This is a genomic window from Microbacterium sp. SCPM-O-B-15248 (M128), assembly GCF_058214835.1.
This window is the reverse complement of sequence record NZ_JBYQLI010000005.1, coordinates 36657-62083: the sequence shown is the minus strand read 5'-3', so window position 1 is coordinate 62083 and position 25427 is coordinate 36657. Positions and strand designations below refer to the sequence as shown.

At 65.6% G+C, this 25427-nt stretch carries 21 protein-coding genes; 17 read left to right on the top strand and 4 right to left on the bottom strand.

From position 1 onward, the window contains the following. Nucleotides 1-318: 318 nt before the first annotated feature. The 10 genes from AC3E6M_RS10150 (at nt 319) to AC3E6M_RS10105 (ending at nt 10772) form a co-directional block, all read left to right on the top strand. Nucleotides 319-1974, top strand: a complete 1656-nt coding sequence (locus tag AC3E6M_RS10150; RefSeq protein WP_280802508.1) for an ABC-F family ATP-binding cassette domain-containing protein — start codon at nt 319-321, stop codon at nt 1972-1974. Beyond that, nucleotides 1971-3239 carry an MFS transporter gene (locus AC3E6M_RS10145; RefSeq protein WP_280802507.1) on the top strand — a complete coding sequence of 423 codons (1269 nt, stop codon included), beginning with the start codon at nt 1971-1973 and terminating at the stop codon, nt 3237-3239. Before AC3E6M_RS10150 ends, AC3E6M_RS10145 begins: the two co-directional genes overlap by 4 nt. A 185-nt stretch (nt 3240-3424) precedes the next feature. After that, entirely contained in the window at nt 3425-3595 is a 171-nt protein-coding gene (locus tag AC3E6M_RS10140) for a hypothetical protein (protein WP_229730356.1), read from the top strand. A 61-nt stretch (nt 3596-3656) separates the two neighbouring features. Beyond that, nucleotides 3657-4418, top strand: coding sequence for a tyrosine-type recombinase/integrase (locus AC3E6M_RS10135; protein ID WP_490529779.1), 762 nt, complete (start codon nt 3657-3659; stop codon nt 4416-4418). 571 nt (nt 4419-4989) lie between these two features. Continuing rightward, on the top strand, nt 4990-6156 hold the full coding sequence (locus AC3E6M_RS10130; protein WP_268777315.1) for a DUF262 domain-containing protein: 1167 nt from the start codon (nt 4990-4992) through the stop codon (nt 6154-6156). 4 nt (nt 6157-6160) lie between these two features. Beyond that, the gene (locus AC3E6M_RS10125) at nt 6161-6718 is read left to right on the top strand and encodes a HEPN domain-containing protein (RefSeq protein WP_327036727.1); all 558 of its coding nucleotides are present in this window, start codon (nt 6161-6163) and stop codon (nt 6716-6718) included. A gap of 91 nt (nt 6719-6809) precedes the next feature. Continuing rightward, nucleotides 6810-7292: a very short patch repair endonuclease gene (locus AC3E6M_RS10120; RefSeq protein WP_268777314.1), complete on the top strand. Its 483-nt coding sequence runs from the start codon at nt 6810-6812 to the stop codon at nt 7290-7292. Between the two features lie 24 nt (nt 7293-7316). Next, nucleotides 7317-8948: a DUF6119 family protein gene (locus AC3E6M_RS10115; RefSeq protein WP_282072131.1), complete on the top strand. Its 1632-nt coding sequence runs from the start codon at nt 7317-7319 to the stop codon at nt 8946-8948. A 94-nt stretch (nt 8949-9042) separates the two neighbouring features. After that, the gene (locus AC3E6M_RS10110; RefSeq protein ID WP_268777311.1) at nt 9043-9960 is read left to right on the top strand and encodes a NaeI family type II restriction endonuclease; all 918 of its coding nucleotides are present in this window, start codon (nt 9043-9045) and stop codon (nt 9958-9960) included. Then, nucleotides 9957-10772, top strand: coding sequence for an HNH endonuclease (locus tag AC3E6M_RS10105; RefSeq protein WP_268777310.1), 816 nt, complete (start codon nt 9957-9959; stop codon nt 10770-10772). The genes AC3E6M_RS10110 and AC3E6M_RS10105 overlap by 4 nt, the downstream gene beginning before the upstream one ends. 15 nt (nt 10773-10787) lie before the next feature. Here the strand turns inward: AC3E6M_RS10105 and AC3E6M_RS10100 are convergent, their stop codons facing one another. The 3 genes from AC3E6M_RS10100 to AC3E6M_RS10090 all read right to left on the bottom strand — a co-directional run bounded on the left by AC3E6M_RS10100 (nt 10788) and on the right by AC3E6M_RS10090 (nt 13161). Continuing rightward, the gene (locus AC3E6M_RS10100) at nt 10788-11543 is read right to left on the bottom strand and encodes a hypothetical protein (RefSeq protein WP_490529777.1); all 756 of its coding nucleotides are present in this window, start codon (nt 11541-11543) and stop codon (nt 10788-10790) included. Between the two features lie 57 nt (nt 11544-11600). Continuing rightward, nucleotides 11601-12596 carry a DNA cytosine methyltransferase gene (locus AC3E6M_RS10095; protein WP_268777308.1) on the bottom strand — a complete coding sequence of 332 codons (996 nt, stop codon included), beginning with the start codon at nt 12594-12596 and terminating at the stop codon, nt 11601-11603. Nucleotides 12597-12831: 235 nt separating this feature from the next. Then, nucleotides 12832-13161, bottom strand: a complete 330-nt coding sequence (locus tag AC3E6M_RS10090) for a sulfate permease (protein ID WP_268777307.1) — start codon at nt 13159-13161, stop codon at nt 12832-12834. A gap of 244 nt (nt 13162-13405) precedes the next feature. On the opposite strand from AC3E6M_RS10090, the gene dprA reads away from it, so the two are divergent. The 3 genes from dprA to AC3E6M_RS10075 all read left to right on the top strand — a co-directional run bounded on the left by dprA (nt 13406) and on the right by AC3E6M_RS10075 (nt 16775). Beyond that, nucleotides 13406-14374: a DNA-processing protein DprA gene (dprA, locus tag AC3E6M_RS10085; RefSeq protein WP_490529776.1), complete on the top strand. Its 969-nt coding sequence runs from the start codon at nt 13406-13408 to the stop codon at nt 14372-14374. 254 nt (nt 14375-14628) lie between these two features. Then, complete coding sequence (locus tag AC3E6M_RS10080) at nt 14629-15792, top strand: Cmx/CmrA family chloramphenicol efflux MFS transporter (protein ID WP_268777305.1); 1164 nt, start codon at nt 14629-14631, stop codon at nt 15790-15792. Nucleotides 15793-15935: 143 nt separating this feature from the next. Continuing rightward, on the top strand, nt 15936-16775 hold the full coding sequence (locus tag AC3E6M_RS10075; protein ID WP_268777304.1) for a helix-turn-helix domain-containing protein: 840 nt from the start codon (nt 15936-15938) through the stop codon (nt 16773-16775). A 21-nt stretch (nt 16776-16796) separates the two neighbouring features. Here the strand turns inward: AC3E6M_RS10075 and mobF are convergent, their stop codons facing one another. Next, nucleotides 16797-20348, bottom strand: a complete 3552-nt coding sequence (mobF, locus tag AC3E6M_RS10070; RefSeq protein WP_490529903.1) for a MobF family relaxase — start codon at nt 20346-20348, stop codon at nt 16797-16799. Nucleotides 20349-20759: 411 nt separating this feature from the next. Between mobF and AC3E6M_RS10065 the strand changes: the two genes are divergently transcribed. From AC3E6M_RS10065 to AC3E6M_RS10050, 4 genes are all read left to right on the top strand, one after another. After that, nucleotides 20760-22187 (top strand): MFS transporter, encoded by a 1428-nt coding sequence (locus AC3E6M_RS10065; RefSeq protein ID WP_222843206.1) that lies wholly within the window; start codon nt 20760-20762, stop codon nt 22185-22187. A gap of 39 nt (nt 22188-22226) precedes the next feature. Beyond that, nucleotides 22227-23258 (top strand): helix-turn-helix domain-containing protein, encoded by a 1032-nt coding sequence (locus AC3E6M_RS10060; protein ID WP_419181714.1) that lies wholly within the window; start codon nt 22227-22229, stop codon nt 23256-23258. A 142-nt stretch (nt 23259-23400) separates the two neighbouring features. After that, nucleotides 23401-24495, top strand: coding sequence for an ImmA/IrrE family metallo-endopeptidase (locus AC3E6M_RS10055; RefSeq protein WP_268777301.1), 1095 nt, complete (start codon nt 23401-23403; stop codon nt 24493-24495). Continuing rightward, nucleotides 24495-25427, top strand: coding sequence for a bifunctional DNA primase/polymerase (locus AC3E6M_RS10050; protein ID WP_114116241.1), 933 nt, complete (start codon nt 24495-24497; stop codon nt 25425-25427). The genes AC3E6M_RS10055 and AC3E6M_RS10050 overlap by 1 nt, the downstream gene beginning before the upstream one ends.

The window sequence follows — 25427 nt, the reverse complement described above, 5'->3', positions numbered from 1 at the left end:
GTTCGGAGCCCGGTGACCGAACTGTCGGGCGAAGGCGGTACTGAGGACGAACGCGTTGGAGGAGTCGACTTGATGGGCGACCGTCGCGCCGGTGTCGCGGAGGAGGTCGGCAGCGAGGCAGAGTCGCCAGCCGGCGGTGTCATGCGGTAGAATCGAGTCCATGCATTTGTACTTCCTGTGACGGTTGAGCAGGCCTACCGCGCTCGTTGAGAAATCCGAGACTGCGGCGACCGCTCGTTCTGACCCTTCTGGGTCGCCGTCATTTGCGTACCTATCTGCCTGTCCGTGGCTGGTGGTGCGTCGTCTCGAAGGACTTCAATGCTTACCCCGACGAACCGTCATCCGGCGCGCCATCGCGCGCAACTCATCACTTCCGACGTGTCTTTGATGCGCGGAGCCACACCCGTCCTCCATCATGTCGACCTCACCCTCACTTCCTCATCGCGTGTCGCGATCGTGGGAGAGAACGGGCGAGGGAAATCGACCCTCCTGCAGGTACTCGCTGGCGTCCTGGTCCCGGACAGCGGAACAGTCCAGCGCATTGGCACGATCGCTGTGGCCGAGCAAGAGATGACCGCCGCTGACAGTCGAACTGTTGGGCAAGCGGTCGCAGAGGCGATCGCCGAACCACTGGCCGCGTTGGCGGCGCTCGACGCGGCCGCTCTCGCTCTCGCGGACAACACGGACCGGGCGGAGGAGCAGTACACGGCCGCGTTGGAACATGCCGAAGCGCTCGATGCGTGGGATGCCGAACGGCGCGTGCAGATCGCGCTCGAAGCACTCGACGCGGAGACGGACTCGACCAGGCTTCTCGCAGACCTCTCGGTGGGACAGCGTTATCGGGTACGGCTGGCGTGCCTCCTGGGCGCCGATCACGACTTCCTCCTGCTTGATGAGCCCACCAACCACCTCGACCGAAGCGGGCTCGAGTTCCTGACCGCGCAGCTCCGAGCGCGGAGCGGGGGTGTTGTCGTCGTCAGCCACGATCGCGCGCTGCTGTCCGACATCGCGGAGACCATCGTCGACCTGGACCCGACGCCGGACGATCGGCCGCGCGTGTACGGGAACGGCTATGCCGGCTACCGGGAGGGACGTCTGGCCGAGCGGGAACGCTGGGAACAGGACTATGACCACCAGCAGGCCGAGCATGCTCGGCTACAGGACAGTCTCAGCGCCGCGCAGAACCGACTCGTCTCGGGGTGGAGACCAGAGAAGGGCACCAACAAGCATGGGCGCGCCACCCGGGCCGGCGGGCTTGTGCAGAACGTGCACCGACGCCAGGAAGCACTCGAAGCCCACGCCGTCACCGTGCCGGAACCGCCTCAGCTCTTCCGGTTCCCCGAACTCCCCACAAGAACCGGCGCGGTTCTCCTCAGCGTCGATCACGTCAGCGTCGCCGGGCGGCTGAGCCAGCCAGTGTCGTTCTCACTCTCCCACCGCGGCCGTCTCGTTGTGACCGGCCCGAACGGTGCTGGCAAGTCCACACTGCTGAGCGTGGTCGGTAGTGAGCTATCGCCGGACACCGGAGCGGTTCGGATGCCTCGGAGCACGCGCCTCGGCTTTCTCCATCAGGAGACGACCCTGCCGCCCGATCGGAGAGCGAGCGAGGTGTACGCCACGCACGTCGGCGCGCTCGTGTCCGAAGGTACCTTGCAGGAATCGGATGCGATCGGCCTCTCCCAGCTTGGTCTCCTGCGCCCGCGCGAGGCGGGCAAACGAGTGGGCGAGCTCTCGATGGGGCAACAGCGCCGGCTCGATCTGGCACTCGTGCTCGCGATGCGCCCGCATGTGCTGCTCCTGGACGAACCCACCAACCACCTTTCAATCGCGCTCGTTGACGAACTCACCGACGCGCTCGGAGCGACCGCAGCGGCGGTCGTCCTGTCAACGCACGACCGGCAGCTGCTCCGTGACGTTGACGAATGGCCGAGCCTCGAACTGACTTCGATGGTCGAAGGCGAGGCGCTGGTATGAGCGAGAAGAACCTCAACCGGATACGTGCCCTGCGGCCACTGGGTTCGCGGGATTATCGGCTCCTGTTCGCCGCAGTCGGCATCGAGGTCTTCGGCACCGGGATGTGGACCATCGTGATGGTCTTCCAAGTCCTCGCGCTCGATGACAGCCCGCTCGCGCTCTCAGCGGTCGCAACAGGGATGAGCTTGGGCCTGTTCGCCTTCTCGATCCTGGGTGGCGTTGTCGCCGATCGGTTCTCCAAACGACGCATCATCATCACCGTGCAGGGATGCACCGCGGCTGTGATGACCGTGGTGGCAGTCCTGTCCCTCACCGAGACGATCGAACTGTGGCATGTCGGCGCCGCTTCCTTCGCGATGGGCGCAGGAAGCGCGTTCTTCTACCCCGCCTACAGCGCGTATCTGCCCCAGGTGCTTCCGTCTGAGCAGCTCCTCGCCGCGAACGGGCTCGAAGGCGCTCTCCGACCCTCGATGGGGCAAGGCCTCGGTCCCGCCCTCGGCGGAATCGTCGTCGGCACGTTCTTTCCCGCCATCGGGGCCATGATCGTCGCAGCGTCGTACGCGATCGCGTTCATTCTCACTCTGTTCCTCAGTCGACGCGACGAACTGACCACGGTCACTTCTCCGGAGCAGCGCACGAGTGTGTGGGGCGACCTTCGAGCAGGCGTCAACTATGTGGCTCGCACTCGCTGGTTGCTCTGGACTCTGATCTTCGGCTCCTCTCTCGCCCTCATCATCCAGGGACCGATCGAAGTGCTGCTGCCGTTCATCACCCGCGACAGGTTCGAGGACGCCGAATCGACGTTCGGTTTCCTCCTTGCCGCATTCGGCATCGGCGGGGCGATCGGCTCACTCGTTGTGTCATCGCTGAAACTCCCGCGCCGCTACCTCACATTCATGATCGCTTGCTGGGGCGGCGGAACCCTCCCCCTTGCGGTCATCGGCGTCGCCGACAACCTGATTCTGATGCTCTCAGCACTGTTCATCGTCGGCGCGGCGACCGGAGCCGGTGTCGTCATCTGGGGAACCCTGCTGCAACGTCTGGTGCCGCTCGACATGATCGGCCGAGTCGCGAGCCTCGACTTCTTCGTCTCGATCGCCTTCATGCCGGTCTCGATCGCCATCGCAGGCCCGCTCTCACTGCTCGTGCCCATCCCCGTGATCTTCGTCATTGCCGGCATCGCGCCACCCGCCCTTGCGCTGATCGCTCTGCTGGCGGGGCGGATGCGCGAAAGCGAGATGGAACGCTCACTGGACGAACGCTGAGACGCGACTGTCCGGGTCAAGAACATGTTGGGATTCGAGGCAGACGAACAAGGCCTGCGCTCACCCATCACGGCCTTGACCCGGACCGAGCATCGTCCGATCGGTCCGGTGGCGTATGACTGCATCAAGGTTGTCATCGTCCGCTCTGGGTCCGCGGCTCCTCGACCAAGGGCATGGAAGTGTCCATGACGCTGCTGGAGTTCGTCACCTCCATCGGCGACCGGTGGGCGCGTGGCCTGGACCCGACCTCCACCGGTGAGACCTACGGGTACGGGCTGAAGCTGCGGGTGCTGCCCGCGCTCGGGCATCTGCCGGTCACCCAGATCACCGCGGGGATCATCGATCCGCACCATTGATGAGTGGGAACAGCGCCACGGTGCCTCGACCATCAAGAACACCATCGCCCCGCTCGTCCGGGTGCTCGATGAAGCCGTGCGGGACGGACTGATCCAGATCAACCCCGCGAAGAACCGTGCCAAGCGGAGCCTGAACCGCAACGCCTTCCGCGGCCAGTCCGCCGAACACGCCTCCCCGCGGGCGCACGCGATCCCCGACATGAAGACCCTCAACCGGCTCACCAGGGCGTGTGGGAAGGTCCATCAGTCCTACAGCGACTTCGTGATGCTCGCCGCGCTGCTCGCGGCCCGATCCTCGGAGGTCTCCGGGTTGCAGGTCGGGGACGTCGACTTCGACAAGAACCTCGTGGTGATCCGCCGGCAGGTGTTCCCCGGCAAGGGCGGACTGGTCACCAAGCCGACCAAGAGCCGCAAAGAACGCCGCGTGCCGATCCTCGAACCTCTCCGGCCCGTGCTGGAACGCCTCACCGACGGCAAGGAGCCCGAGGACTCGCTACTGGTCGGCCCGAAGGGCGGCTACCTCACCACCGCGACCGTCCGCGACGCCACCAACTGGGACGGCATCGTCGCGAAGCTCGGCCTGCCCGACCTCACCCGGCACGGGCTACGTCACACCGGGGCGACCTGGATGGCCGACGCTGGCATCCCGCTGCACGTCCTCCAATACATCCTCAAGCACGCGTCGATGGAGACCACCCGCGGCTACCTGCACCCCGACGACCGCCACCTCGCCTCCGCCGCTGAGCAGGCCAACGCCTTCCTCTCCGCCGCCGGACAACGCAAGCACACCCGGCGCAGCAGCCCCGCGACCAGGGGCCTGTGATGCGCTCCCACCCCCGCGGGAGTGCTCCCGGAGGCGTTCTGGTCCCCTTTTGGTCCCCTTCTGGTCCCCTTATCCACAGGAAGCAGGTCCAGGGCGGTCCGTTCGTCCACAGTCGACCACCAGCGAGAGCGCCGGGGGGACCAGAGGGGGGACCACGGAAAACGACCCCCGGACATGAAGAAGCCCAGGCGAGAAACCTACTCTCACCTGGGCTTTTACGTCGGGCTGACAGGATTTGAACCTGCGACCCCCTGACCCCCAAGCGCCCGAACAGGTCATGCCGGACAGGTTTTCGCGTGATTCCGGGCGTCAGATCATGCAGGGCGCGTCATGAGATGCATGGTTTGCGTGATTGTGGTCCCCTTCTGGTCCCCTGACAAACCACGTCATCGGGCACGCCCGGCGCCGGCACCTCCGAACGACTCCTTACCATGCCTCCGGCAGCCAGTCATTGCTCGCAACGCCAAGCTGCGTCTCTTGACATGGAGCCGCGTGCAGGTCGGCCAGTACTCTTGCATCAGGGTCCCCGCTGGGCGCCCGAACCGTCGCGCGCGTGAGATGGAGCACCTACATGAGCCAAGTCGAGTTCGTCGAGACCGAGGAAGACCCGGACGAGCTTGTCGAGGACGAGAGCGAAGCGGACGACCTCGGCCTGTTTGAGACAACGCCGTCCAGTCTCCCCTACTTCGGAGCCGACTTCGATGTCGCCGGACTCGTGCGACGACTCGATGAGGGCGACATCGTCATACCTCGTTTCGATCCAGATGAGTCAAGTGGCTTGACTGTCGAGGGCTTCCAGCGTCAACGCGTGTGGACTACGCCCCGGATGGAGAAGTTCATAGAATCTCTGCTTCTCGGATGGCCGGTCCCGAGCATCTTTCTGGTGGTTGAGCCCGACGGTCGATACTTAGTCCTGGACGGCCAGCAACGTCTCACAACTCTTCAGAACTTCTATGCCGGCAATCAAGATGACGGTCGGCCCTTTGTGCTCCGCGATGTCGCCGAGCACCTCCAAGGCGCCAGCTACGCGACCCTTTCTCCCGAAAGCAAGCGGCGCCTCAACAACACCTTCATCCAAGCTGTTGTAATCGAGCCCGCTGGCGAGGACGGCCGCGATGCCGTCTACCGCCTGTTCGGTCGCCTCAACAGCGGCGGCGTCTCGCTTACCGCGCAGGAAATTAGAGTTGCTCTGTACCGAGGGCCGCTGGTCGAACTGATTCGCGACCTTAACCACGACCCGTCGTGGCGCTTCCTGTTCGGCGCAATACACAAGAAACTCAAGGATCATGAGCTAATCCTGCGTGCTCTTGCGATGTCAGATGTTCTAAACCACATCGTGGATCGTTGGGACGATCCTGAGCAGCGCTTGGTCGCATACAAGCCGCCAATGGCTCAATTCTTGAACAACTATCTCGACCGCAAGAGCAAGGTCTCCGAGAGCGATCGGCAGAAGCTATCCGCGGGCTTCAGCAAAGCGTGCAAGCTGCTCGTTGAGGCCAACGGCAGAGACGGCTTGAAGTTCTCAGGGAGGCTGAACGCCGCTCACATTGATGCCATTCTGGGAACCTTGATCTACGCTCTGACAAATGATGTAGAAATTGATCCGAATCGCGTTCGAGATGCAATTGCAAGCCTTCGTGTGGATTCTGACTACATCGATTGGGTATCGAGGAGCACATCTCACCGCGACAGTGTCTTCGGTCGCTTGTACGCAGCGTATCGCGCCCTGGTGAGCTAAGAGAATGACGGCTACCGCGAGCGCCATCGCACACAAGGAAGCCTACGCGCTATGGTCCAGGCTCGAATCAGAGTTCGATCGCTTCCACGCCGCCATCTCGTTCATCCCGATAGAACAGACACGCCTTCAAGATGACTTGCGCAGGTATCTGTGTCTTCGCTGTGCTGGGTTCCTGGAGAAGTTGGCCTTCGATTGCGTCATCAAGTACTTGGAGCAAACTGCAGGCGGCCCCACTCTCGTATTTGCGAAGTCTTTCTTCACGCATGCGCCGAACTTGAATGCGGGCTCGCTAAGCAAGCTTATAGCTCGTTTTGGAGAGGATCACGAATCGCGATTTGAAACTTTCTTGACTACTCCGCTCCGCGACAGTCTCAACGACCTGGCCTCCGTGAGAAACCCCATCGCTCACGGTGAGGTAGCGGGCGGTCAGAAACTCGACCCGGAACGATACCGCATCTTATGTAAAGCGATCTATGAGTGGTTCACCGCAGAACTCCTTACACCCTTGGGGTCAACCGTGAGCTTTCAAGTGGACGCGCCAGCGGTCAACGCGCCCTCGTAGCCCCAGCCCGGAAGCCACCGTCTGATTACCGTTGGTCGCGATCACTTACGTCGGTTCGGAGCCTGCACTCTCCTGCACGTAACCTGATGGCATGGTCGGCAGCGCAACGGGAGGGGGGACGCTACGGTCTCCTGCTGCCTCCAGCGAGGGGCGTCGCCGGAACATGCAGGCAAACCGGCGCCGGGACACCAAGCCTGAGATGGCGTTGCGTTCCGCGCTGCACCGGGCAGGGTTCCGGTATCGATGCGACTACCGCATCGACCTGCCCGAGGGCCGGGTCCGTCCGGACATCGTCTTTACTCGCCGACGCGTCGCGGTGTTCATCGATGGCTGCTTCTGGCACTGCTGTCCGGAGCACGGCTCGAAGCCGTCGGTGAATCAGGGGTACTGGTCACCGAAGCTCGCGCGGAACGTGGAGCGGGATGCCCGCAACACTGGACTCCTTCGAGAGGCGGGGTGGACGGTGCTACGCATCTGGGAGCACGTGCACGTCAAGGCGGCGTTTGAACTGGTCGCAGCAGCGGTCGGGTCCGAGCGTGAGGCAGCACCAGGCGGCGTGGTTCCACTGGAATGACCGTCGCCTGTGGTAACAAGAGCCATGGTGCAGGTTGCCGCGACGAAGCGCACGACGCTCTACAGGATGCTTGAAGGGAGCACTCTTGAGACGGCGCTAACTGAGTCGCGTCGCGAGTCGGACGATCACTTCACTGTTGCGGATCTGACCATGCAGCAGCGTCCCGCCCGCCTGGTGTCCGGGGCGATCACCACCGGCACGAAGTGGGCCAATGACGTCAAGCTCCTTACCGGGCACGCGGTGTCGTTGTCGAACAGTTCACCCGGAGCTGCCCTGCTGATCCAGGACAAGGATGACGTGATCTGGGCGCTGACCTGGGGCACGGGCTTTCACTTCCTGGACTCTGAGCAGATCGACTTCGGATTCGGCTCTGGCATCGTGGCCCGCTCCGCGCTCCCTTCTGAGATCAAATCGCTGACCAAGACGATCCTCGACCATCGTGCGCGCGTGGATCGCAGCTCGATGCCTAACGGAAGTACCATCCGGGATCTCGGTGTCGATGGCTACGGCGAAGTTGTCAGCAGGATCGAATCGAAAGCGGTAATCAAGGATCTCGCGGTTGGTGAAAAGGTCATCCAGCTTCGTGCCGCCGATTCACTGAACCTTCCGCTCGCGAAGGAGCCGGGGCGCCTCATCGAGGACCTCGCGGTCCTCGACACGCTGTCCCAGCGTCCGGTGCTCGCCGGCTTGGAGAGCCTCGAACAGCTCATCGCGCTCAAACCGCGCGACAGCAGGGTTCCTGCCCTGGACGAGAAGCTCGTCGACGCGCTCCTGAGCGACGAGCCCCAGCGGCTGGGGGTCTCCTGGCCGCACGAGCGCCTCGACGCGTTCGGACCGGTGATGAGTGTCAAGGTCACCGGTCTAGGCGATCACAAGCGGCGCGTTTTCGATCAGGCTCCGGACGTGAGCGATATCACGGAATGGCTCTCCGATGTTCCTCGGGAGGAGGTCCTGGACCGGATCAAGTCGGTGAAGATCGAGCTGCACAGCGAGGCTGACCCTCAGAGGGGCACGCTCGTCTCTGCTCCGGTTCCGCTGCGCCGGTGGCTGGCCTTTGAAGTCGAAGACGACAATCAGCGGTTCTGCCTCCACGACGGCAGCTGGTACCGCATGGACGATCAGTACCTAGCCCGGATCGACGAGCGCGTGCGCGGGATCCTGGCTGAACCGCCATCGCTGCAGCTCCCGCCATGGGGCGATTCGCACGAGGACGAGTATAACAAGCACGCCGCAGAGGTGCTGTCCGGGTACTGCTTGGACCGGAAGCTCATTACGACTCCGCTGCATTCGCGGGGCGGGATCGAACCATGCGATGTGTTCGTCGCTCCCGGTGTGCTGATCCATGTCAAACGGGGACGCCGGTCATCCGACTTGAGCCATTTGCTTGCCCAGGGGCTGGTGTCCACTGATGCTCTCGCGAGGGATGAGAATGCGCGCGCGGCGTGGAAGAAGCGTGTCGCTGAGGAGAGCGGCGGAACGGTCGAGGATGCCGGGCTGAACGAGGTGATCCTGGCCATCGGGAGTGATCAGCCTGTGACCGCCGAGACTCTCTTCACCTTCACCAAAGTCAATCTCGTGAAGCAGTTCGATGCGCTGCGCTACCTCGGCGTCCAGGTGCGCGTGACCACGGCCTTGCCGCCTCGACCCGGAGACTGACCACCTGTCCGCTTCTGGACGGGCCGCGGGAGCTGACGGCCACGACTTGACTCGGGGACCAGGAGTCAAGGGGGCTACGTTCTAGAGTTGTCCCGTGAGCCTGTTCGAACTGGAGGAGCCTCCGCACGACGACGCGGTGGCCGAGGTCGCCGCGGTGCTGCGCGCCCTCGATCCGGACGGGCAGCGGATGGCGAAGGTGTTCCGCGCGACCTTCGACCAGCTCTACGACGGCCAGCACACGGGCCGATACCGGCTCGATCAACTGTTCAAGACCGAGAAGACCCACTTCGGAACGCTCGCTGAGATCAACCTCCAGCGTGAGCTGCAGCTCGATGACGGTCAGGTGCTCGACTTCTCGATCGCCGGGCACGAAGTGGACTGCAAGTACTCCCATACCGGCGCCTGGATGCTCCCGATTGAGAGCTTCGAGCAGATTGTCCTGGTCACGCGGGCCGACGACGCGAAGTCCGTGTGGAGTGCAGGCTTGGTGAGGGTGAGCGAGCAGAACCGCCGCACCAGCGAGAACCGGGATCGCAAGACCGGTCTGAATGCGTACGGCCGGTCACAGATCCTCTGGCTGCACAAGGACGCACCGATGCAGCCTAACGCCCTGCTTCAGTTGCCGCCGCAAGCTGTTGACGAGATCATGAGCGGGCGAAGCGGGCAGGCCCGGCTCAATGAGCTGTTCCGGAAGGCAACCAACCTGCGCCTGTCGCGCAACATCATCGCCACAGTCGCGCAGCAGGACGACTATATGAAGCGCGTCCGCGACAACGGCGGTTCTCGCAGTGCACTGCGCCCGGAGGGATACCTCATCCTCGGCGGGGATTACCACGTGCAGCGGGACCTCGCGACGATGCTCGGTGCTGTGACGCCTGAGCCGGGAGAGCTGGTGAGCGTGCGGGTCATCCCGGCGTCGCCGGCTGACGGGATCGAGATCGCGGGCGGCTGGTGGCGGCTGGCGACGGCTAGTGAAACTGCAAGCGTGCCTGCGCCGGTGGTGCCGCGGTGAGCGACGCAGACCTCCCCGCGCCCGATAGTGATGAACTCCGGCAGCTGCTGACCCGCGAGGATCTGCGGTCGCTCTACGCGTTCCTATATGAGCGGCGCGTGAACCCGCCGACGATGGTGGAAATCCGTGCGCACGCCGCTACGGAGAACGGCGAGTCACATTCGCAAACTGACCGGCGCGTCCGGGAGCTACGTGGGTGGTTCCGGCTGCCTGCGGTGCGTTCCGGGCGCGCGCACGTCTATCTCCTCGAAGGCCGCGCGGGCACAGTCCGGGGCGGACGGGGCGGTATCTCGCCGACAGTGCGCGGCGAGGTGCTCAGCGTGAAGCGGTGCGCGCAGTGCGGGAAGACCCCGGCTGAGGATCACGTGAAGCTGGAGGTCGATCACAAGATCCCGCATAGCTGGGGCGGCACGGACGACATCGAGAACCTCCAGCCGCTGTGTACGCAGTGCAACCATGACAAGCAGGCGTTCTATTCATCGCTGGACCCGTTCGAGGAGCAGATCCGCGCCGCCACCGCATACATGGAGCCGCACCGCCGCATCGGCGAGCTGCTGAAGGCCTTCCATGCCGCCGGTGTCGACGCACCGTCGCAGGTCGTTGGCGTCGTGGCATCGATGCACCAGTATCAGGAGGACTGGCAGAAGCGGATGCGCGAGCTGAGGGAGCTCGGCTGGGACTACGAGACCATCAAACGCAAGGAGAACGGGCGCATCCGCAGCTACTACCGGCTCACCGCGTTCACAGACTGGCCTGACGGGAACATCGCTGCGGAGATCAAGCGCCGCGAGCATGCTAAGAAACAGGCATAGGCAGAACGAACTGGGCTATCGCACTTGGTGGAACGCGACAGCAGGAGCAGTGGCCAGCTCGTCAGGGACGCCCTCGTCCTTCAGGATGAATCCGACCGCGAACACGATGAACATCGTCGCGAGCCGGTGCGCTTCCAGATCATGGTCGATGATCGGAGGCTTGCCTTCGCCGATGGTCGTCTCGCCTGCTGGGGCGTAGTAGCCGGCGAGGAATCCGGTCGCGTGAGCCCACGTTGAGTCTTCGCGCCACAGGCGGTAGACGACTCCGCTATTCAGGTCGGTCGACTTAGCTGCTTCAGTCAGGATCTTCGTCTGATTCTTCAGGTGCTTGTCATCGGAGGCGTTCAGGGCGAACTCCTCCATCGCGGCAATATCAATGAGCGATTCGAGGCCCATCTCTCGCATGTGCCTGTCGGTTGCCGTCTCCGTCGCACGATCGTTCGCGAGCATGGTGTCCGCTGCAGTCTCACGCTGCGCCTGGGGCATGTCACCCAGCCAGAGAAGACGGAGGACCAGTTCCCAGAAGGCCCGCCTGTTCGGCGCGGCCGCATGTCTCATTCCCGAGCTCGTGAGATTCGCGATGATCCGGCTCTGCTCGAAGGCGGCACGCATCCAGCCGATGGCGAACTGATTGACGTGGGACACCGGCACTTCGCTCAGGTCCACGGATAACACCGCGTCAGCCGAGCGCAGCACATACTCGGCGTTCACGATATGTGCGGGGCGTTCTCGCTGCTCTTGCCGCTTAGCCTTCGCCCGCCGTCCGCTCACAGCCTCACGCTATCCGCTTCCCCAGCCAAGGATGCCCCTCCGCAGCCAGAGGATTGATTAGCTGACGGCGCGGAGGCTGGTGCCGGTTCGCGTTGTGCGAGACACGAAGGCGCCCATCGCCTCGGCGATTGACTCTCCGATCGCCCTGGCAACAGGCGGCGGGAACGCATTTCCGATCTGGCGGTACACCGACGTCTTGCGGCCGGAGAAGTGCCACTCCGAGTCGAAGCCCTGAATGCGGGCGGCCATGTCGTTCGTCAGCCGCGGCACGTAGTCCAGCGGTGCGTCCGGTGCGGGTGCCTCGTCAGCGATGCCCTTGCCGTCGACGCCGAGCTGCAGCCATGCCTGCTTCGCCCGGGTCGGGCCGAGGTCAGCGCCGCCGTGCTTCTTGGAACCGCCGACCAGCGTAGGCGCGATATTGTTCGCGCGCTTGGCCCACTCTGCGGCGCCTTCCCAGCCGCGGGACCCCATGAGGGGGCCGAGGACGCGGCCGACGGTGGGCGGGGTGCCGAGTGCGCGGGGCCAGGTGAACTTGCGGAAGTTGCGGCGCTTCATCGCGACGAGGATGAACCGGGGCCGCAGCTGCGGGACGCCGAACTCGCTGGAGTTGAACAGCTGCCAGTCTGCGTCGTAGCCCATGTCGTCGAGCGCGTCCAGGATGGACTGCCGGTACGGAGCGAAGCGGACGGAGGCGAGGCCCTTGACGTTCTCCAGCATGACGGCGGTCGGGCGTGCTTCGCGGACGAGCCGGATGGCTTCCGGGAACAGGTCGCGCTCGTCGTCGGCACCGAGCTGCTTGCCGGCGATGGAGAACGGCGGGCAGGGCACTCCCCCGGCCAGCAGATCGACGCCTTTGTAGTCGCGGCCGTTGATGTCGCGGACGTCGCCCTCGTGCACATCCCACTCGGGCCGGTTCAGGCGGAGCGTGGCCGCTGCGTCACGGTCGATCTCAACGGCGAGCGAGTGACCGAACCCGGCCATCTCCAGGCCAGACGACTGCCCTCCGGCACCTGCGCAAATCTCCAGGACACTCAGTTCGGGCGCTCTCGTCATGCCTCTCATCCTCTCATTGAAACGGCCAGATCCCGGGACCCTCGGGCGGCGTGACGGATCATGTCACGGACCTCGGACATCCTCCGTCACCGGGCCCGGCGGGTATTACACAGCGGTCATCCGGCCCTGTCGAAGGCCCCCTCGACATGCCCAGCCGTGTCGGGTCACTGTTCTCCGGGTACGACGGACTCGACCTCGTCCAGGAGCAGGTCTCCGACGCCCCGCGCCGCATGGTCTAGCGGGGGTATACGGATCGATCAGAATCCTCCCGTTCCGCGGAGCGAGCGTGAACAAGCTGGACAAGGCTGACCGGGCCGATCCAGAGGAACTTGAAGGCATCCCAGACGAACAGCAGGACTAGCAGGTAGAGCCAGCCTGGACCGTCGTCGTTGATGATCGTGGTGCAGATCGCGGCTGCGTAGATGTAGACACCGGCGAGCAGCGTCGCAGGGAGACCCCACTTGAGGCCGCGTCTGGTGCGGACGGCGTTGATGAGCAGGTTGGTGGGTGCGTAGCGGAGTACGCCGTAGCCTCGTGCGCTGAGCGCTACGGAAGTGCGGAGCATTGCGGGCCTCTTTCCTCGTCATAGCGCGACGGTGTTCCGTCGTGGAGGCGGCTATGAACCGAGTGCCCGCGAGGGGCCGTCCCGAAGGACCCGCGTAGTTTGCTGAACCTGCCTCGCTTCCAAGTTTACGACTGGCTCGTGACGGAGGGAACCCCAGCGTCAGATGGGCGTACCTCGTCGGTGACCTGGGAGTGAGAGGACACCGATCATGGCGACGTTGGCGGCGCAGATGCAGGGTGAGCGGATGGCGCGTGTCGCGCTGTCGATGATCGCCGAACCGAACGACCCGACCACCGGGTACGTCCTTGCCCGTCACGGCGGGGTCGAGACGCTGCGGCTGATCGAGGCGGACGACGAAGTGTCCGGCCTGGCACGCGCCGACGTGCTGATGTGGCGCGAACGGCTGACGGCGCGGGTCACACCCGGAGTGCTGGATCAGATCGCTCAGGCGGAACGGCACGGGTTCGGCACGCTCATCCCGTCCGACAGGGAGTGGCCAGCCGGGCTGAACGACCTGAGCGATCGTGCGCCGTACCTGCTGTGGACACGCGGCGCGGTCTCGTTCCTGACGACGGCGCTGAGCGATCGAGCCACGATCACCGGCTCACGCGCCGCGACCTCCTACGGCGAGCAGGTCGCGGGCGAGCTGGCGACGGGTCTGGCCGATGAGGAACGGATCGTCGTCTCCGGGGGCGCCTACGGGATCGAGGGAGCCGCGCACAAGAGCGTTCTCGCCGCGAGCGGTCAGGCGATCGCGGTCCTGGCAGGCGGGCTGGATCGTCCCTATCCGGCCGGGCACAGCGAGCTGCTGAACCGAATCGGGGATGTCGGGCTGCTGGTCAGCGAGCTGCCACCCGGAGCGACACCGACCAGGCACAGGTTCCTGGCCCGCAACCGTCTGATGGCGGCGCTCTCGAGTGCGACCGTGATCCCCGAGGCTGGTCCGCGGTCCGGGTCGATGACGACCGTTCTCGCGGCACGCGAACTCAGCCGGGGCGTTGGCGCGGTGCCTGGTCCGGTGACCAGCATCGCGAGTGCCGGGCCGAACGAACTCATCAAGCAAGGCTTCGCCTCCACCGTCACCCAGCCCAGCGACGTGATCGACCTGCTCGACGCCGACCCGAGCCCAGGGCGGGCCGCGACCCAGCCCGAAGTAGGACGCGAGTTCTGGCACCGGCGGCCGTCACCGGGCACGCAGGGACGCTCGCTCTGAGTTCGAGGCACCCGCGCCGAGAACGCCGCGCGAGTGCTCCGCTCTGCTTCTGAGATAGTCTAGGGAGTATGGGGTCACCTGAGTCAGACAGAGCAGGGCTGCCGGCACGCCGGTAGCCCTGGATGCTGACGTTCTTCCCCACCAGCCTCGTCGCACGCGCGCCCTGAGTCGTCGCGTCCGTTGAGCCTGTGCATCCGAAACACCGGCCGTGCCTTTCGCACCCGTATTCGTCTCATGTTTCGGAAAGCACTCTCATGCCCTTCTTGCTATATCTACTTGCCCTCGCCGTCTTCGCTCAAGGAACTTCCGAGTTCGTCCTGGCTGGCCTGCTACCGGCTATCGCCACCGAGCTTGGCGTCTCACTGAGTCAGGCCGGTCTCCTGACCTCCGCGTTCGCGGTCGGAATGGTAATCGGCGCGCCGGTGATGGCCGCTAGCGGCCGGAGGCTATCGCCGCGGTGGACCATGACCGGGTTCCTCGCCGTCTTCGTGGTCGCACACGTCGTCGGTGCCGTCACTGGGTCGTTCGTCATTCTCATCCTGACCCGGTTTGTCGCTGCGTTGGCGAACGCCGGGTTCCTTGCCGTCGCATTGTCGACGGTCGGCCAGATCGTTCCCGCCCACCGGCGCGCACGCGCCCTGGCTGTGATCCTCGCTGGCACCACGCTCGCGCTGATCGCCGGTGTTCCTCTCGGGGCTCTTGTCGGTGAGGCATTGGGGTGGCGCACGACCCTGTGGGCCATCGCGATCATCTGCGTACCCGCACTTATCGCGGTGGTCGCGGCGACGCCGACCCGGCCCGACCCACCTACAGTAGCCACCGCACCGACAACGTTGGGTGCAGAGCTCTCGGTCTTGCGTCGGCGCCCGCTACAAGTCGTCGTGGTCCTGGCGATCTTGGTCAACGGAGCGACGTTCTGCACGTTCACCTACTTGGCTGTGATCGCCGCTGGACCGGGTGGCATCGGTGACCGGGCGGTGCCGGCGCTCCTGGCGTTGTTCGGCATCGGCGCCTTTGCTGGTGTCACCTTGGCCGGCCAGCTCGGAGACCGTCACTGGCGCCCGCTGATCGCGATAGCGAGTCCGCTCCTGCTTATCGGCTGGGCGACTCTCGCCCTGGCACCGACGAGCCCCGCTCTGCTGTGGGTTCTAGCCTTCACACAAGGCGCTCTGTCCTTCACCGTCGGCAGCGCGCTGATCGCCCGGATCATGGCCGAGGCGGAAACAGCCCCAACGATGTCCGGGTCGTTCTCTACTGCGGCACTCAACATCGGGGCGATCATCGGCCCCATTGCTGGCGGTCTCGCCCTCAACCTCGCCGGAACACGCGGCATCGCTCTGACCAGTGCCATATTCGTCGGCCTCGCTCTGCTTCTGTGGTGGTACCGCACGAAGGCGCATCGGGAGCGTGTCAACTAGGACGGTGGGTCGTCGGACGACACGCATCACTGGGATTCGACAGCGTGATGTCTCCCCGTCACAGTGGAGCACTCTGGTTCGAGCCGGTCATTGCTCGAACCAGAGTGCTCCGTGCTGCCGTCGTACCGTCGGCCTATGACTGTGTGACCGTAACGATCGTCCGTGACGGCGGCGCGGTCTTGGTCGGTGAGTTCGGGAAGCAACTGGTCAATGCCGGTGACGTGATCCTGCTCGGTCCGAACACGCTGTGCGGTGGTGAACCCGAAGGCCGTATCACGATGACGACAATCTATGCCGACACCGACTATGTGGTCGATCAAGTGTTCTGGCAGTACGTCGGGATGCTGCAAGATCGTCTCGATGCGCAGGTTTTTTACGCCGCCACCTATGTTGAGCCCGCCCAGATTCTTCGACTCGGCGAGGATCGGGCGGAGTCGTTAGCGCCGTGGCTGGACGAACTGGTCACGCTAAGTATCGAAGGCCGGCCAGTGGAGAACTTCTACCGAATGCAGGCGCTCTGGTTCTCGATCACGCACGTCATCGCCCCCTTCATCAAGACCTCTCCGATCCGAACATCCTCAACGCAGCGAGCGACAACGTGGCCCACGTTGCCTCGCCACCGCCGGTTCACCCCGCTGCGCGTGGAGGCGCGGAGAGCCGCGGAACTGCTGCGCGCGGACATTGAGCGCCGTTGGTCGGTCTCGGACCTTGCCGATGAAGTCCATTTGTCTAAGTCGCAGATGGGGCGGGTGTTTGTGGAAGCGTACGGCAAGTCGCCCATCGCTTACCTAACAATGCTCCGCACAGAACGGATGGCTCATCTTCTCCGCACTACCGACCGGCCACTTTCCGCTATTGCTCGCGAAGTCGGCTGGCGTGATTCAGACTTCGCTGCGCGACAGTTTCGCCGCGGTATCGGCGTCACGCCCAATCAGTACCGGAGCATCGAACATGCTAAGTCTGCTCGATTGGTAGTCGGGTGACGTGCGGCCACAGGTGCCCATTCACAGAATCGGCGTCCGCCGCCCGACAGCCACAGGCCGTATCTGCTCCGTCGTGGTGCCCTCGATCGTGGCGGCGCGGGCGCGGTTCAGGGCGGCGCGGGAGCGGATCGCGTCGATCTTCTGGCTGGTGCTCTCCGGGTCGGGGCCGAACGGGGTGCGGTCGTCGGTGATGCCGTAACGGTCTCGGTATGCGGCGATGGTGCGGGCGGCGCGCCACCATGCCGCCTGCTGCTTCTTGTCCTTCGGTGCCTGGCCGAGGCTGGCCGTCCACGGTTCCTTCTCGGTGAGCGCAGTACGGAGTATGGCGTTGGCGCGGGCCTCGATCAGCTCGCGGCGCTCGTCCAGGGCTTGGCGCATGTCCTCGGCCATCTGCCCGCCGGCGTGCGGGATGAGCCCGACGATCAACCGCGGGGGCTTGCGGGTGCGTCCCGATCCGACAGGCCGGACGGTGGCACGAGCGACGCGGGCGTGAAGGACAGAGGCGAGGTCGTCGGCATCGCCCAGGCCCCGCGCGGCCACCAGCTTGGGCAGCAGAACGTCGAGGTCGTGGTGGTTGGCCTCGGCGTGGCGCAGCTCGGCCGACAGCGCACCGTAGGCGTCGGAGGCGAGCACGTCTTCGACCTGCTCGACCGTGAGCCCGGAGGCTTGCAGGAGGGTGGCCCAGCGGTCGTGCTGCGCGGCTTGCGCGATCGTGTCGTACTCGGCTGCGAGCTGGGCGATCGAGCCCCAGCGGTCTTGCTCGGCAGTGATCGTCTCGTGCGCCGACAACTCCGCTCCGATGTGCTGCAACACGCCGTAGAGGATCGAGCGTGCCGTGACGTTCGGGTTGTCGCCGGGATGCGGCACTGCGTGCTCGGCGTCCTCACGGTCGACGGCGACGTAGGCATGGTTGCTGGTGGCGCCGCGGGTCATGGAGACGTAGAAGTTCTCCCGCGTCGTCGTGGCGGTGACGACCGCGTGCGCGGTGTCGGTGGTCACGCCTTGGGCACGGTGCGCGGTGATCGCGTAACCGAGGTCCAGATACTCGGCCACATAGTCGGCCGGCAGGACGATCCCGCCGCCGAACCTGCGCCCGGCAGGGCGGACGCTGACCGACCCGTCCTCACGAACGCCGGTGACGATCCAGCGGGCGCCGTTGCGGACCCACGTTCGGCCGTTGCCGAGCCGCCGGTCGTTCTCGCGGGTGATGACCAGATCGCCCTCCGAGACCGCGGTGCCGTCGTGCAGCGCGAGTTCGCGGGTCAGGTTCACGGCGCCGTCGATGATCCGATCTGCCCGCGCCCGCGCGTTCAACTCGGTGACGGTCGAGTGCGTCTCGGTCACCAGGATCGACGCACGCCCAGCAGCAATGTCGGCCCGCCACGCGCGATAGGCGGCGTCGATCATCGCCTCCTCGTCGCCGCCGGTGATCCGGCCATGCCCAATCAGGGTGTCGATCGCCTCCGTGCGGCCGTGGCGGAGCTGGAGCGAGGTGGTCTTCTCCCACTCGTGGGTGAAGCGGTGCAGATCGGTCAGCTCAGGAGCATCGCCGCGGGCGTGCACCAGCATGGCGAAGCTGCCGCCGGCGCCCGGTGATTGGAGCTGGCCCCAGTCACCGACCAGGAGGACCTTCGCGCCCGCCTGCTCGGCCTCGTGGGTGATCCGGTCCAGCGACATGGTGCCGGCCAGGCTCGCCTCGTCGATGATGACGAGCTGCCCGGCCGTGAACGTGGTGCCGTGCATGAGGTGGTTCTGCCACCACTTCGCGGTGTTCTCCGTCGCGATGCCGAGGTCATCGGCGAGGACCTGCGCCGCCACAGCAGAGGGCGCGAGTCCGATCACCGACCCGTTGCCGTGTTCCTTCTCCCACGCCCTGCGGAGCCCGTTCATGGCCGTGGTCTTCCCGGCACCGGCCGGGCCGACCAGCACGTCCACGATCCGACCGGAGACTGCGATAGCTGCCAGGGCCGCGGCCTGATCCTCACTAAGCACCCGCCCGCGTGCGTCGGGCTTTCGGGCGATCCTCTCGACCGTCTCCAACGCCACGACCGGCCCCGTGGTGGTGGACGCTCGGGCCAGGAGCCGGTCTTCGGCGGCCAGCAGGACTTCGGATGAGAACAGCGTCGACGAGTGCGGCCGGAACCGGGAGGTGCCGTCCACGCGGCGGAACTGCAACGGACTCGACGCCAGCTCCGGCGGCGTCAACCGCAGCGAAGCGTGCTCGGCCGCGTCGACCACCAGGCCAGTGATCGCCTCCCGATCCTGCATGGTGACGAACCGCCACCCCATCAACTGCCGGGATGCCTCGGCATGCAGGTTCCAGCGGGTCCAGGTCGAACGCTTCTCACCGACCGTCTCCATCACGGTCTGCCCGACCTCACGCACCACGTCCAGCGGCATATCGTCGGCACGCAACACCCGCGGCGCCCGCGCGTTCGTCACGGTGAGGGTGCGAGCCCAGCCGTTCGCGTCCTTCCCGAGCACTCGGCTGGCGCGCTGCCGCCACTCGCGGGTGAGGTCGGCCAGCGACCGAACCTGCTTCTCCGGCCGGGTAGCGAGCGTCGCCTGTGCCCGGAGTTTCAGCACCGTCCGCGCCGAAGGCTGGCGCCCGTGCCTGGCGACGTACTCAGCGATCAGGCGATCCTTCTCGGCCTCGATGTGTCGCGACCGGGTGGAGAACTCAGTCACCAGCTCGTCGGGCACGCCCTCGATTTCCCATGCCGGGTTCCGGTCCCGGCCCCGCTCTCGCGCCTCCCACTCCACGCCGAGGACGCGGGTGAGCTGGTCCGCCAGAGCGGCGTTGTAGAGCTCGGAGACGGCTACGACGACCGAGTGCATCGGCCGGCCAGCGAGGGTTCGCCAGCGCCCGTCCTGCACGGTCAGAATCTTGTTGCTGATGACGACATGCGTGTGCAACTGCGGGTCGCCCGCGCGGCTGTCGTAGTGATCGAACGCCGCCGCCACGACGCCGGCGACATCGACGTGCGCAACCGCGCCGTCCGGGCCGGGTGCACCGACTCGGGTTGTCGCAACCTCTCGTTCGAGGAACGCAACCAGCTCTGCAACCGCCGCATGGTGGGCGTCTGCGATCAAGGCTTGGGTGCCCGCGTCTGCAACCGCCCAGATCGTGGAGACGGATTTCGGCACGGAGAAGGTGAAGTCATAGCCCGCCACGGCGCGGCGGGTTCCGCGCTCAGCCTCCTCCGCTTCGATCGCGGCTACTTGTTGAGCTCGAGCGGCCGGCCCCAGTTCGGGGTCGAGGGCGTCGACGCGCTGCGTGATCCGCTCCGCGACCGACGCGAACTGCTGGTAGGCGCGGCCCAGCGGATCGCCCGTGATCGGGTCATGGCCCATCCCGATCAACAGCGCGAGCTGGGCTTCTGCGACCTGGGCTCCCTCGACCAGCTCGCCGTGCCCGAGCCGGCCAAGTCCCGAGCCCATCCAGAAGCCGGGCGGCGTTCCTGCCTCTGCGTAATACCGAGTCAGCGGCGTGGACAGCGAGCGGTCGCCATCGCCCGCGGCGATGGACTTCAGTAGGTACTTGTACCCATCGCCCGCGCTCATCACACGCATCGAAACCGTCACCTCGGCTGCCCCTTCCGCTAACCGCTCGGAGAGCAGGTGATCCCGCAAGCCCGGTCGCATCAGATGCGACTCGAGACCCTCGCGCCTCGTCTGAAAGACGTGTGGTGGCTCTGGTGACCTGCGAGAGGGTGGCGGCGGGCTGGCGCAGCCCGGCGCCACGTCGACGGGGCGTCTCAACGCGGGACGTAGGACAGCAGGGCCGAAGCATCCGTAGTTGCTGTCGGTTAGGATGGGAGGCATGTCAGGTGCTTCTGCTGCGGCCGCTGCCGCTGTGACGGAGACGCTCCGCTAGCGGCGGAACGTCTTCTCACTTTTCAGTTTCCACGTTCCGTCGCTTGATCGTCGGTTCGGAGCGACACACGTTGTCGCCCGATTCTTCATTCGAGCAGCGGAGTTTCAATGTCTTTCAGCACCTCATCGTCGCGGCCAGCGCAAGTTTCGGCCGCACATTCCTGGGCAGTCCTCGTGTGCCTGTCTGTCCTGCAATTCCTCATCGCCGTAGATGTCACCGTGGTCAACGTAGCGCTGCCATCCATTGGCAACGATCTGGGCGTTGACCCGCGCGGCCTGACATGGGTGGTCGTCGGCTACACCATCGCAGGCGGTGGCTTGCTCATGCTCGGTGGCCGCCTGGGGGACGTCTTTGGCCGCCGCCGCCTCCTTCTCACCGGTACCGCGATCTTCGGAGCAGCCTCTCTGATGGCAGGGCTCGCAGATTCCTTCGCGCTACTCGTGATCGCCAGGTTGCTCCAGGGAGCAGGTGAAGCACTCGCCCTGCCTGCTGCGATGGCAACGATCGTGCTCTTGTTCCCCGAAGGGAAGGCTCGCAGCCGTGCGCTGAGCGTCTGGGCGGCAGTGGCGAGCTGCGGTCTCGTACTGGGATTCGTGCTCTCGGGAATCATCACCGAACACCTGGGGTGGCGATGGATCTTCCTCATCGCGGTTCCATTCATTCTGTTCGTACTGCTCGCCACGGTCGTCCTCCTGCCACGCGACCAGAAACAAGAGCGCGCCCCGTTGGATTTCCTTGGATCGATCCTGCTGACGAGCGCACCCCTGCTGTTCGCATTCGGGGTGGTCGAAGCCGGAGAGAACACCGGGAATCTGCCATGGCTAGCAATCGCCGCCCTGGTAGGAGCGAGTGTCGCCGCAGGCCTGTTCGTCACAGTGGAACGCCGAGCCGCGAATCCTCTGGTTCCTCTGACCTTCTTCCATAACCGAACACGGGTGCGAGCAAATCTTGCGACTGCACTACTGAGCGCGGCGCTTTCGACATCATTCCTGCTGTTCACGTTCTACCTACAGGATGAAGTCGGTCTTTCCCCACTGGAAGCCGGTCTGCTACTCCTGCCCCTTGCCGTGGCACTCATCGCCGCCGTGACCATCGTGCCCCGCCTCTTGGGGCGCTGGGGAGCGCGTTCTTGCATCGTTGTCGGGCTAAGTTCCGCAGGAGTAGGCATGATCGTGATCGCTGTAGCTGCGCAGTTGGAAGCCCCCGCATGGCTGCTGACCCCCGCGATGCTGTTTATCGCCGCAGGCATGGGATTCGGGCTCGTTGGACTGCAGTATGCGGCGGTGACCGAGGTCACAGAAGAGGATGCGGGAGTCGCGTCCGGGGTCCAGCGGGCCTCGGACCAGCTCGGCGGGTCCGCGGGGGTCACCGTCTACGTCGGCTTGGGTTTTACGTCGATCGCCCACGGGCTATCGCCCTACGTACTCAGCAGCGGACTCGCAATTGTTGGTCTCTGTATTGCAGGCGGCATTGCCGCGCGAATTGCCCTCCCCAACGTCGAAGTCACGAACACTGACTCGATGGGCAGTTCGTAGGCATCCGCGAGCACGTAAATGTGATGGACGAGGTGCTCTATGGCGCCCTCGAACAGCTCGTTTGATCGAAGCAGGCGAGGGTTGCGGTACGAACCACTCATAGTTCGTACCGCAACCATCTCCCGTGCTCGCCTGCCGGTCGCGTACGACTGCGTGAAGGTGATCGTCGTTCGCGATGGCTCGGCAATCCTCTTCAGTGAGTTTGGTGAACAGCCCGTCGGGCCCGGCGACGTAATCTTGCTCGGCGCGAACACTCTATGTGGCAGCGAGCCCGAGGGGCACATCACCGTAACGACGATCTACGCAGACACGGACTATGTGATCGACCAGGTGTTCTGGCAGCACGTCGGCAGCTTGTGCCACCGTCTCGACGCCCAGGACTTCGCAGCAACGATGTACACCGAACCTGCGCAGGTACTCCGCCTCGGCGAGGATCGCACCCAGGGGCTGATGCCCTGGCTCGATGAGTTGGCGGCATTAAGCATCGAAGGACGACCCGCGAAGAACTTCTACCGGATGCAGGCTCTTTGGTTCAGCCTGGTCGATGTGATCGCGCCCTTCGTCAAGACTTCGCAGGTGCGAGTGTCGCCGACGCAGCGCACTACAACGTGGCCGTCCGCGCCACGACATCGCCGATTCGCACCATTGCGAGCGGAAGTTCGCAGGGCAGCTGATCTCCTGCGTGCTGAACCCCAGCGACGATGGTCTACGACTGAGCTCGCTGACGAGGTACATCTCTCAAAGTCGCAGCTCGGCCGCTTGTTCGTGGAGGCGTTCGGGAAGTCTCCTATCGCCTATCTCACGATGCTTCGCACCGAGCGGATGGCCGCGCTCCTGCGCGAATCCGATGCGCCGATCGCTCTGATTGCTCGCGAGGTGGGTTGGAGCGATTCAGATTTCGCTACGCGCCAGTTCCGCCGTAGCGTCGGGCTGACTCCCGCCGGTTATCGGGCTTTGAGCTACGGAGAAGGTTCCGTACTCAACCGGCGGAAGCGCGCATCTGCCCCGACGATAACCGCAGGATCAGCTCGTGCGACAACCGAGGACACCCTCGCTCCGGTAGTCCGGTAGAGACCAGTCGGGTTCGTCGCGGAGCCTGACGGTCGCCAGTCTCGTTTCCGTCGTCCGTCTCGTCTTCCTGATCCGCCCGGCGTACCTCGTGGTCGCACGGCTGCTCCCTCCCGGGGCGGCCCTGGCGGAGGGAGGTCCCGCGATGGCGATGAGGAACGAGACACGGGAAGCGAAGCTCGACGCGCTCGAAGAACGCATCGTGCGCTCGGTCGAGGAACTGGTGTCGGGTGAGGACTGGCGTCGGGCGATGGAGTTCGCCGCACGGTTCCGGTCGAGGTCGTTCAACAACACGCTGCTGATCTGGGCGCAGCACCTGGACGCCTACGAGCAGGGCCGGGTGTCGGCCCCGACGCCGACGTGGGTGGCCGGGTTCCAGGACTGGAAGAAGATGGGCCGCTGGGCCGAGGCCGGCGGCGGCTATGAGATTCGCGCGCCGGTCCGGGTGAGGTTCGCGACAGCGACGCCGAAGGACCCCGCCTCGTGGCGACGCCTGACCAAAGGCGAGAAACCGCGCCCGGGCGAGGTGGTGCAGCGCCGGATCGTCAGCGTCGTTCCCGCTCATGTGTGGGATGTGTCCCGGACTCACGGTGCCGAACTGCCGGAGCTGCCAAGCCCGAAGCTGCTGGAAGGCGAGGCACCCGCCGGTCTGTGGGAGGGGCTGGCCGCGCAGGTCGAGTCGCTGGGGTATGAGGTGCTGCGGATGCCAGACGCCGACGCGATCCGCGGCGCGAACGGCATGACCGACTACGACACCCGGCAAGTGCTCGTGCGCACGGACATGGACCCGGCCGCGCAGGTGAAGACCCTCGCGCACGAGCTGGGTCACGTCCGGATGCACGGGCCGAACCAGCAGGAGGCCCGCCGGCATCGCGGGACCGGTGAGGTCGAGGCCGAGTCGGTGGCGTTGATGATCGCTGCCGCGCATGGCATGGACACCAGCGACTACACGGTCCCCTATGTGGCGGGGTGGGCGGCGAACGTGGACGGCAAGGACCCGGTTCAGGTCATCCGCGACACCGGCGAGAAGGTCCGGCGCACCGCGACCGAGGTTCTGGGCCAGCTCGATACGATCCAGCTCGGCAACGGCAACCCGACCTCGCTGCGCATCGACACCCCCGAACGCTCCGGACCCGCACACTCTGGACCAGAACGGGCACCGGAGCGGGCGCCGCGGGTGGAGCCGCTGCCCGAGCGTGAGCCGCGGAGGGTGCAGGCGGCGCCGGGGCCGGTGCTGTGATGGTCGCCCCCGGAACCCTCGCCGCCGTGTTCGACCGGCTCGACGGTCTGCCGTTGTCGGTCGCGGCGCGCGAGTTGGCACGGGCCGGGGTGCCGGTGTTCCCGTGCGTGCCGGGTGAGAAGACGCCCCTCGTCTCGTCCGGTTTCCGGCGCGCGACGACCGACGCGCGGCGCGTGCAGGGGTGGTGGCGGTGGCAGCCGGAGGCGAACATCGGCATCCCGACCGGCGCCGTCTCAGGTCTGGTTGTGATCGATGTGGACGTGCACGGTGTCGATGGGTACGCGGCGTATGCGCGGGCGGCTCGGGCGGGTCTGATCCCGGCGCCATTGGCGACGGTGACCACGCCCACCGGGGGTCAGCATGCCTACTTCCCGGCTGTCTCGGGGCGGGTGCAGCGGTCGTGGGTGGTCGGCAAGGCCGGCGTGGATTGCCGCGGGGACGGCGGCTACGTCATCGCCCCGCCCTCGACGCTGCGACTGGACGGTACTTCGGTCTCGTACCGGGTCGAGCAAGTGGCCACCGGTGTGGTCGCCCCGGTGGATGCGGTGCGGCTACGCGACTTCCTCGATCCGCCACCGCCACGCCGCCCATTGCGGCAAGGTGGGCAGGCGTCGGGACGGGAAGACGCGGACCGGCTGGCGGCGTGGCTGTCCCGGCAGGTCAAGGGCGATCGGAACTACAAGCTGTTCTGGGCCGCGTGCCGCCTGGCTGAGGGGAACGTGCCGGTCTCCGAGGCTCTAGATGCGCTGGTGCGTGCCGAGCAGCCCGACTTCGCCGAGCGGGAGATCACCCGCACCGTCTACAGCGCCTACCGCAGCGTCAACGCGGGAGCCGCCCGCCGAGAACGCTCCGCCTCGGCGAGCCCGCCAGCGGGCGGGCTCGCTCGACGTGATCCCGGGTCACGGGCGAGCGCGGTGAGGGGCCTGGGGTGA

Coding starts and splice junctions, on each gene's coding strand:
- AC3E6M_RS10150 (WP_280802508.1), top strand. CDS start 319: ATGCTTACCCCGACGAACCGTCATCCGGCGCGCCATCGCGCGCAACTC.
- AC3E6M_RS10145 (WP_280802507.1), top strand. CDS start 1,971: ATGAGCGAGAAGAACCTCAACCGGATACGTGCCCTGCGGCCACTGGGT.
- AC3E6M_RS10140 (WP_229730356.1), top strand. CDS start 3,425: ATGACGCTGCTGGAGTTCGTCACCTCCATCGGCGACCGGTGGGCGCGT.
- AC3E6M_RS10130 (WP_268777315.1), top strand. CDS start 4,990: ATGAGCCAAGTCGAGTTCGTCGAGACCGAGGAAGACCCGGACGAGCTT.
- AC3E6M_RS10125 (WP_327036727.1), top strand. CDS start 6,161: ATGACGGCTACCGCGAGCGCCATCGCACACAAGGAAGCCTACGCGCTA.
- AC3E6M_RS10120 (WP_268777314.1), top strand. CDS start 6,810: ATGGTCGGCAGCGCAACGGGAGGGGGGACGCTACGGTCTCCTGCTGCC.
- AC3E6M_RS10115 (WP_282072131.1), top strand. CDS start 7,317: ATGGTGCAGGTTGCCGCGACGAAGCGCACGACGCTCTACAGGATGCTT.
- AC3E6M_RS10095 (WP_268777308.1), bottom strand. CDS start 12,596: ATGACGAGAGCGCCCGAACTGAGTGTCCTGGAGATTTGCGCAGGTGCC.
- AC3E6M_RS10090 (WP_268777307.1), bottom strand. CDS start 13,161: ATGCTCCGCACTTCCGTAGCGCTCAGCGCACGAGGCTACGGCGTACTC.
- dprA (WP_490529776.1), top strand. CDS start 13,406: ATGGCGCGTGTCGCGCTGTCGATGATCGCCGAACCGAACGACCCGACC.
- AC3E6M_RS10080 (WP_268777305.1), top strand. CDS start 14,629: ATGCCCTTCTTGCTATATCTACTTGCCCTCGCCGTCTTCGCTCAAGGA.
- mobF (WP_490529903.1), bottom strand. CDS start 20,348: ATGCGTGTGATGAGCGCGGGCGATGGGTACAAGTACCTACTGAAGTCC.
- AC3E6M_RS10065 (WP_222843206.1), top strand. CDS start 20,760: ATGTCTTTCAGCACCTCATCGTCGCGGCCAGCGCAAGTTTCGGCCGCA.
- AC3E6M_RS10060 (WP_419181714.1), top strand. CDS start 22,227: ATGGCGCCCTCGAACAGCTCGTTTGATCGAAGCAGGCGAGGGTTGCGG.
- AC3E6M_RS10055 (WP_268777301.1), top strand. CDS start 23,401: ATGGCGATGAGGAACGAGACACGGGAAGCGAAGCTCGACGCGCTCGAA.
- AC3E6M_RS10050 (WP_114116241.1), top strand. CDS start 24,495: ATGGTCGCCCCCGGAACCCTCGCCGCCGTGTTCGACCGGCTCGACGGT.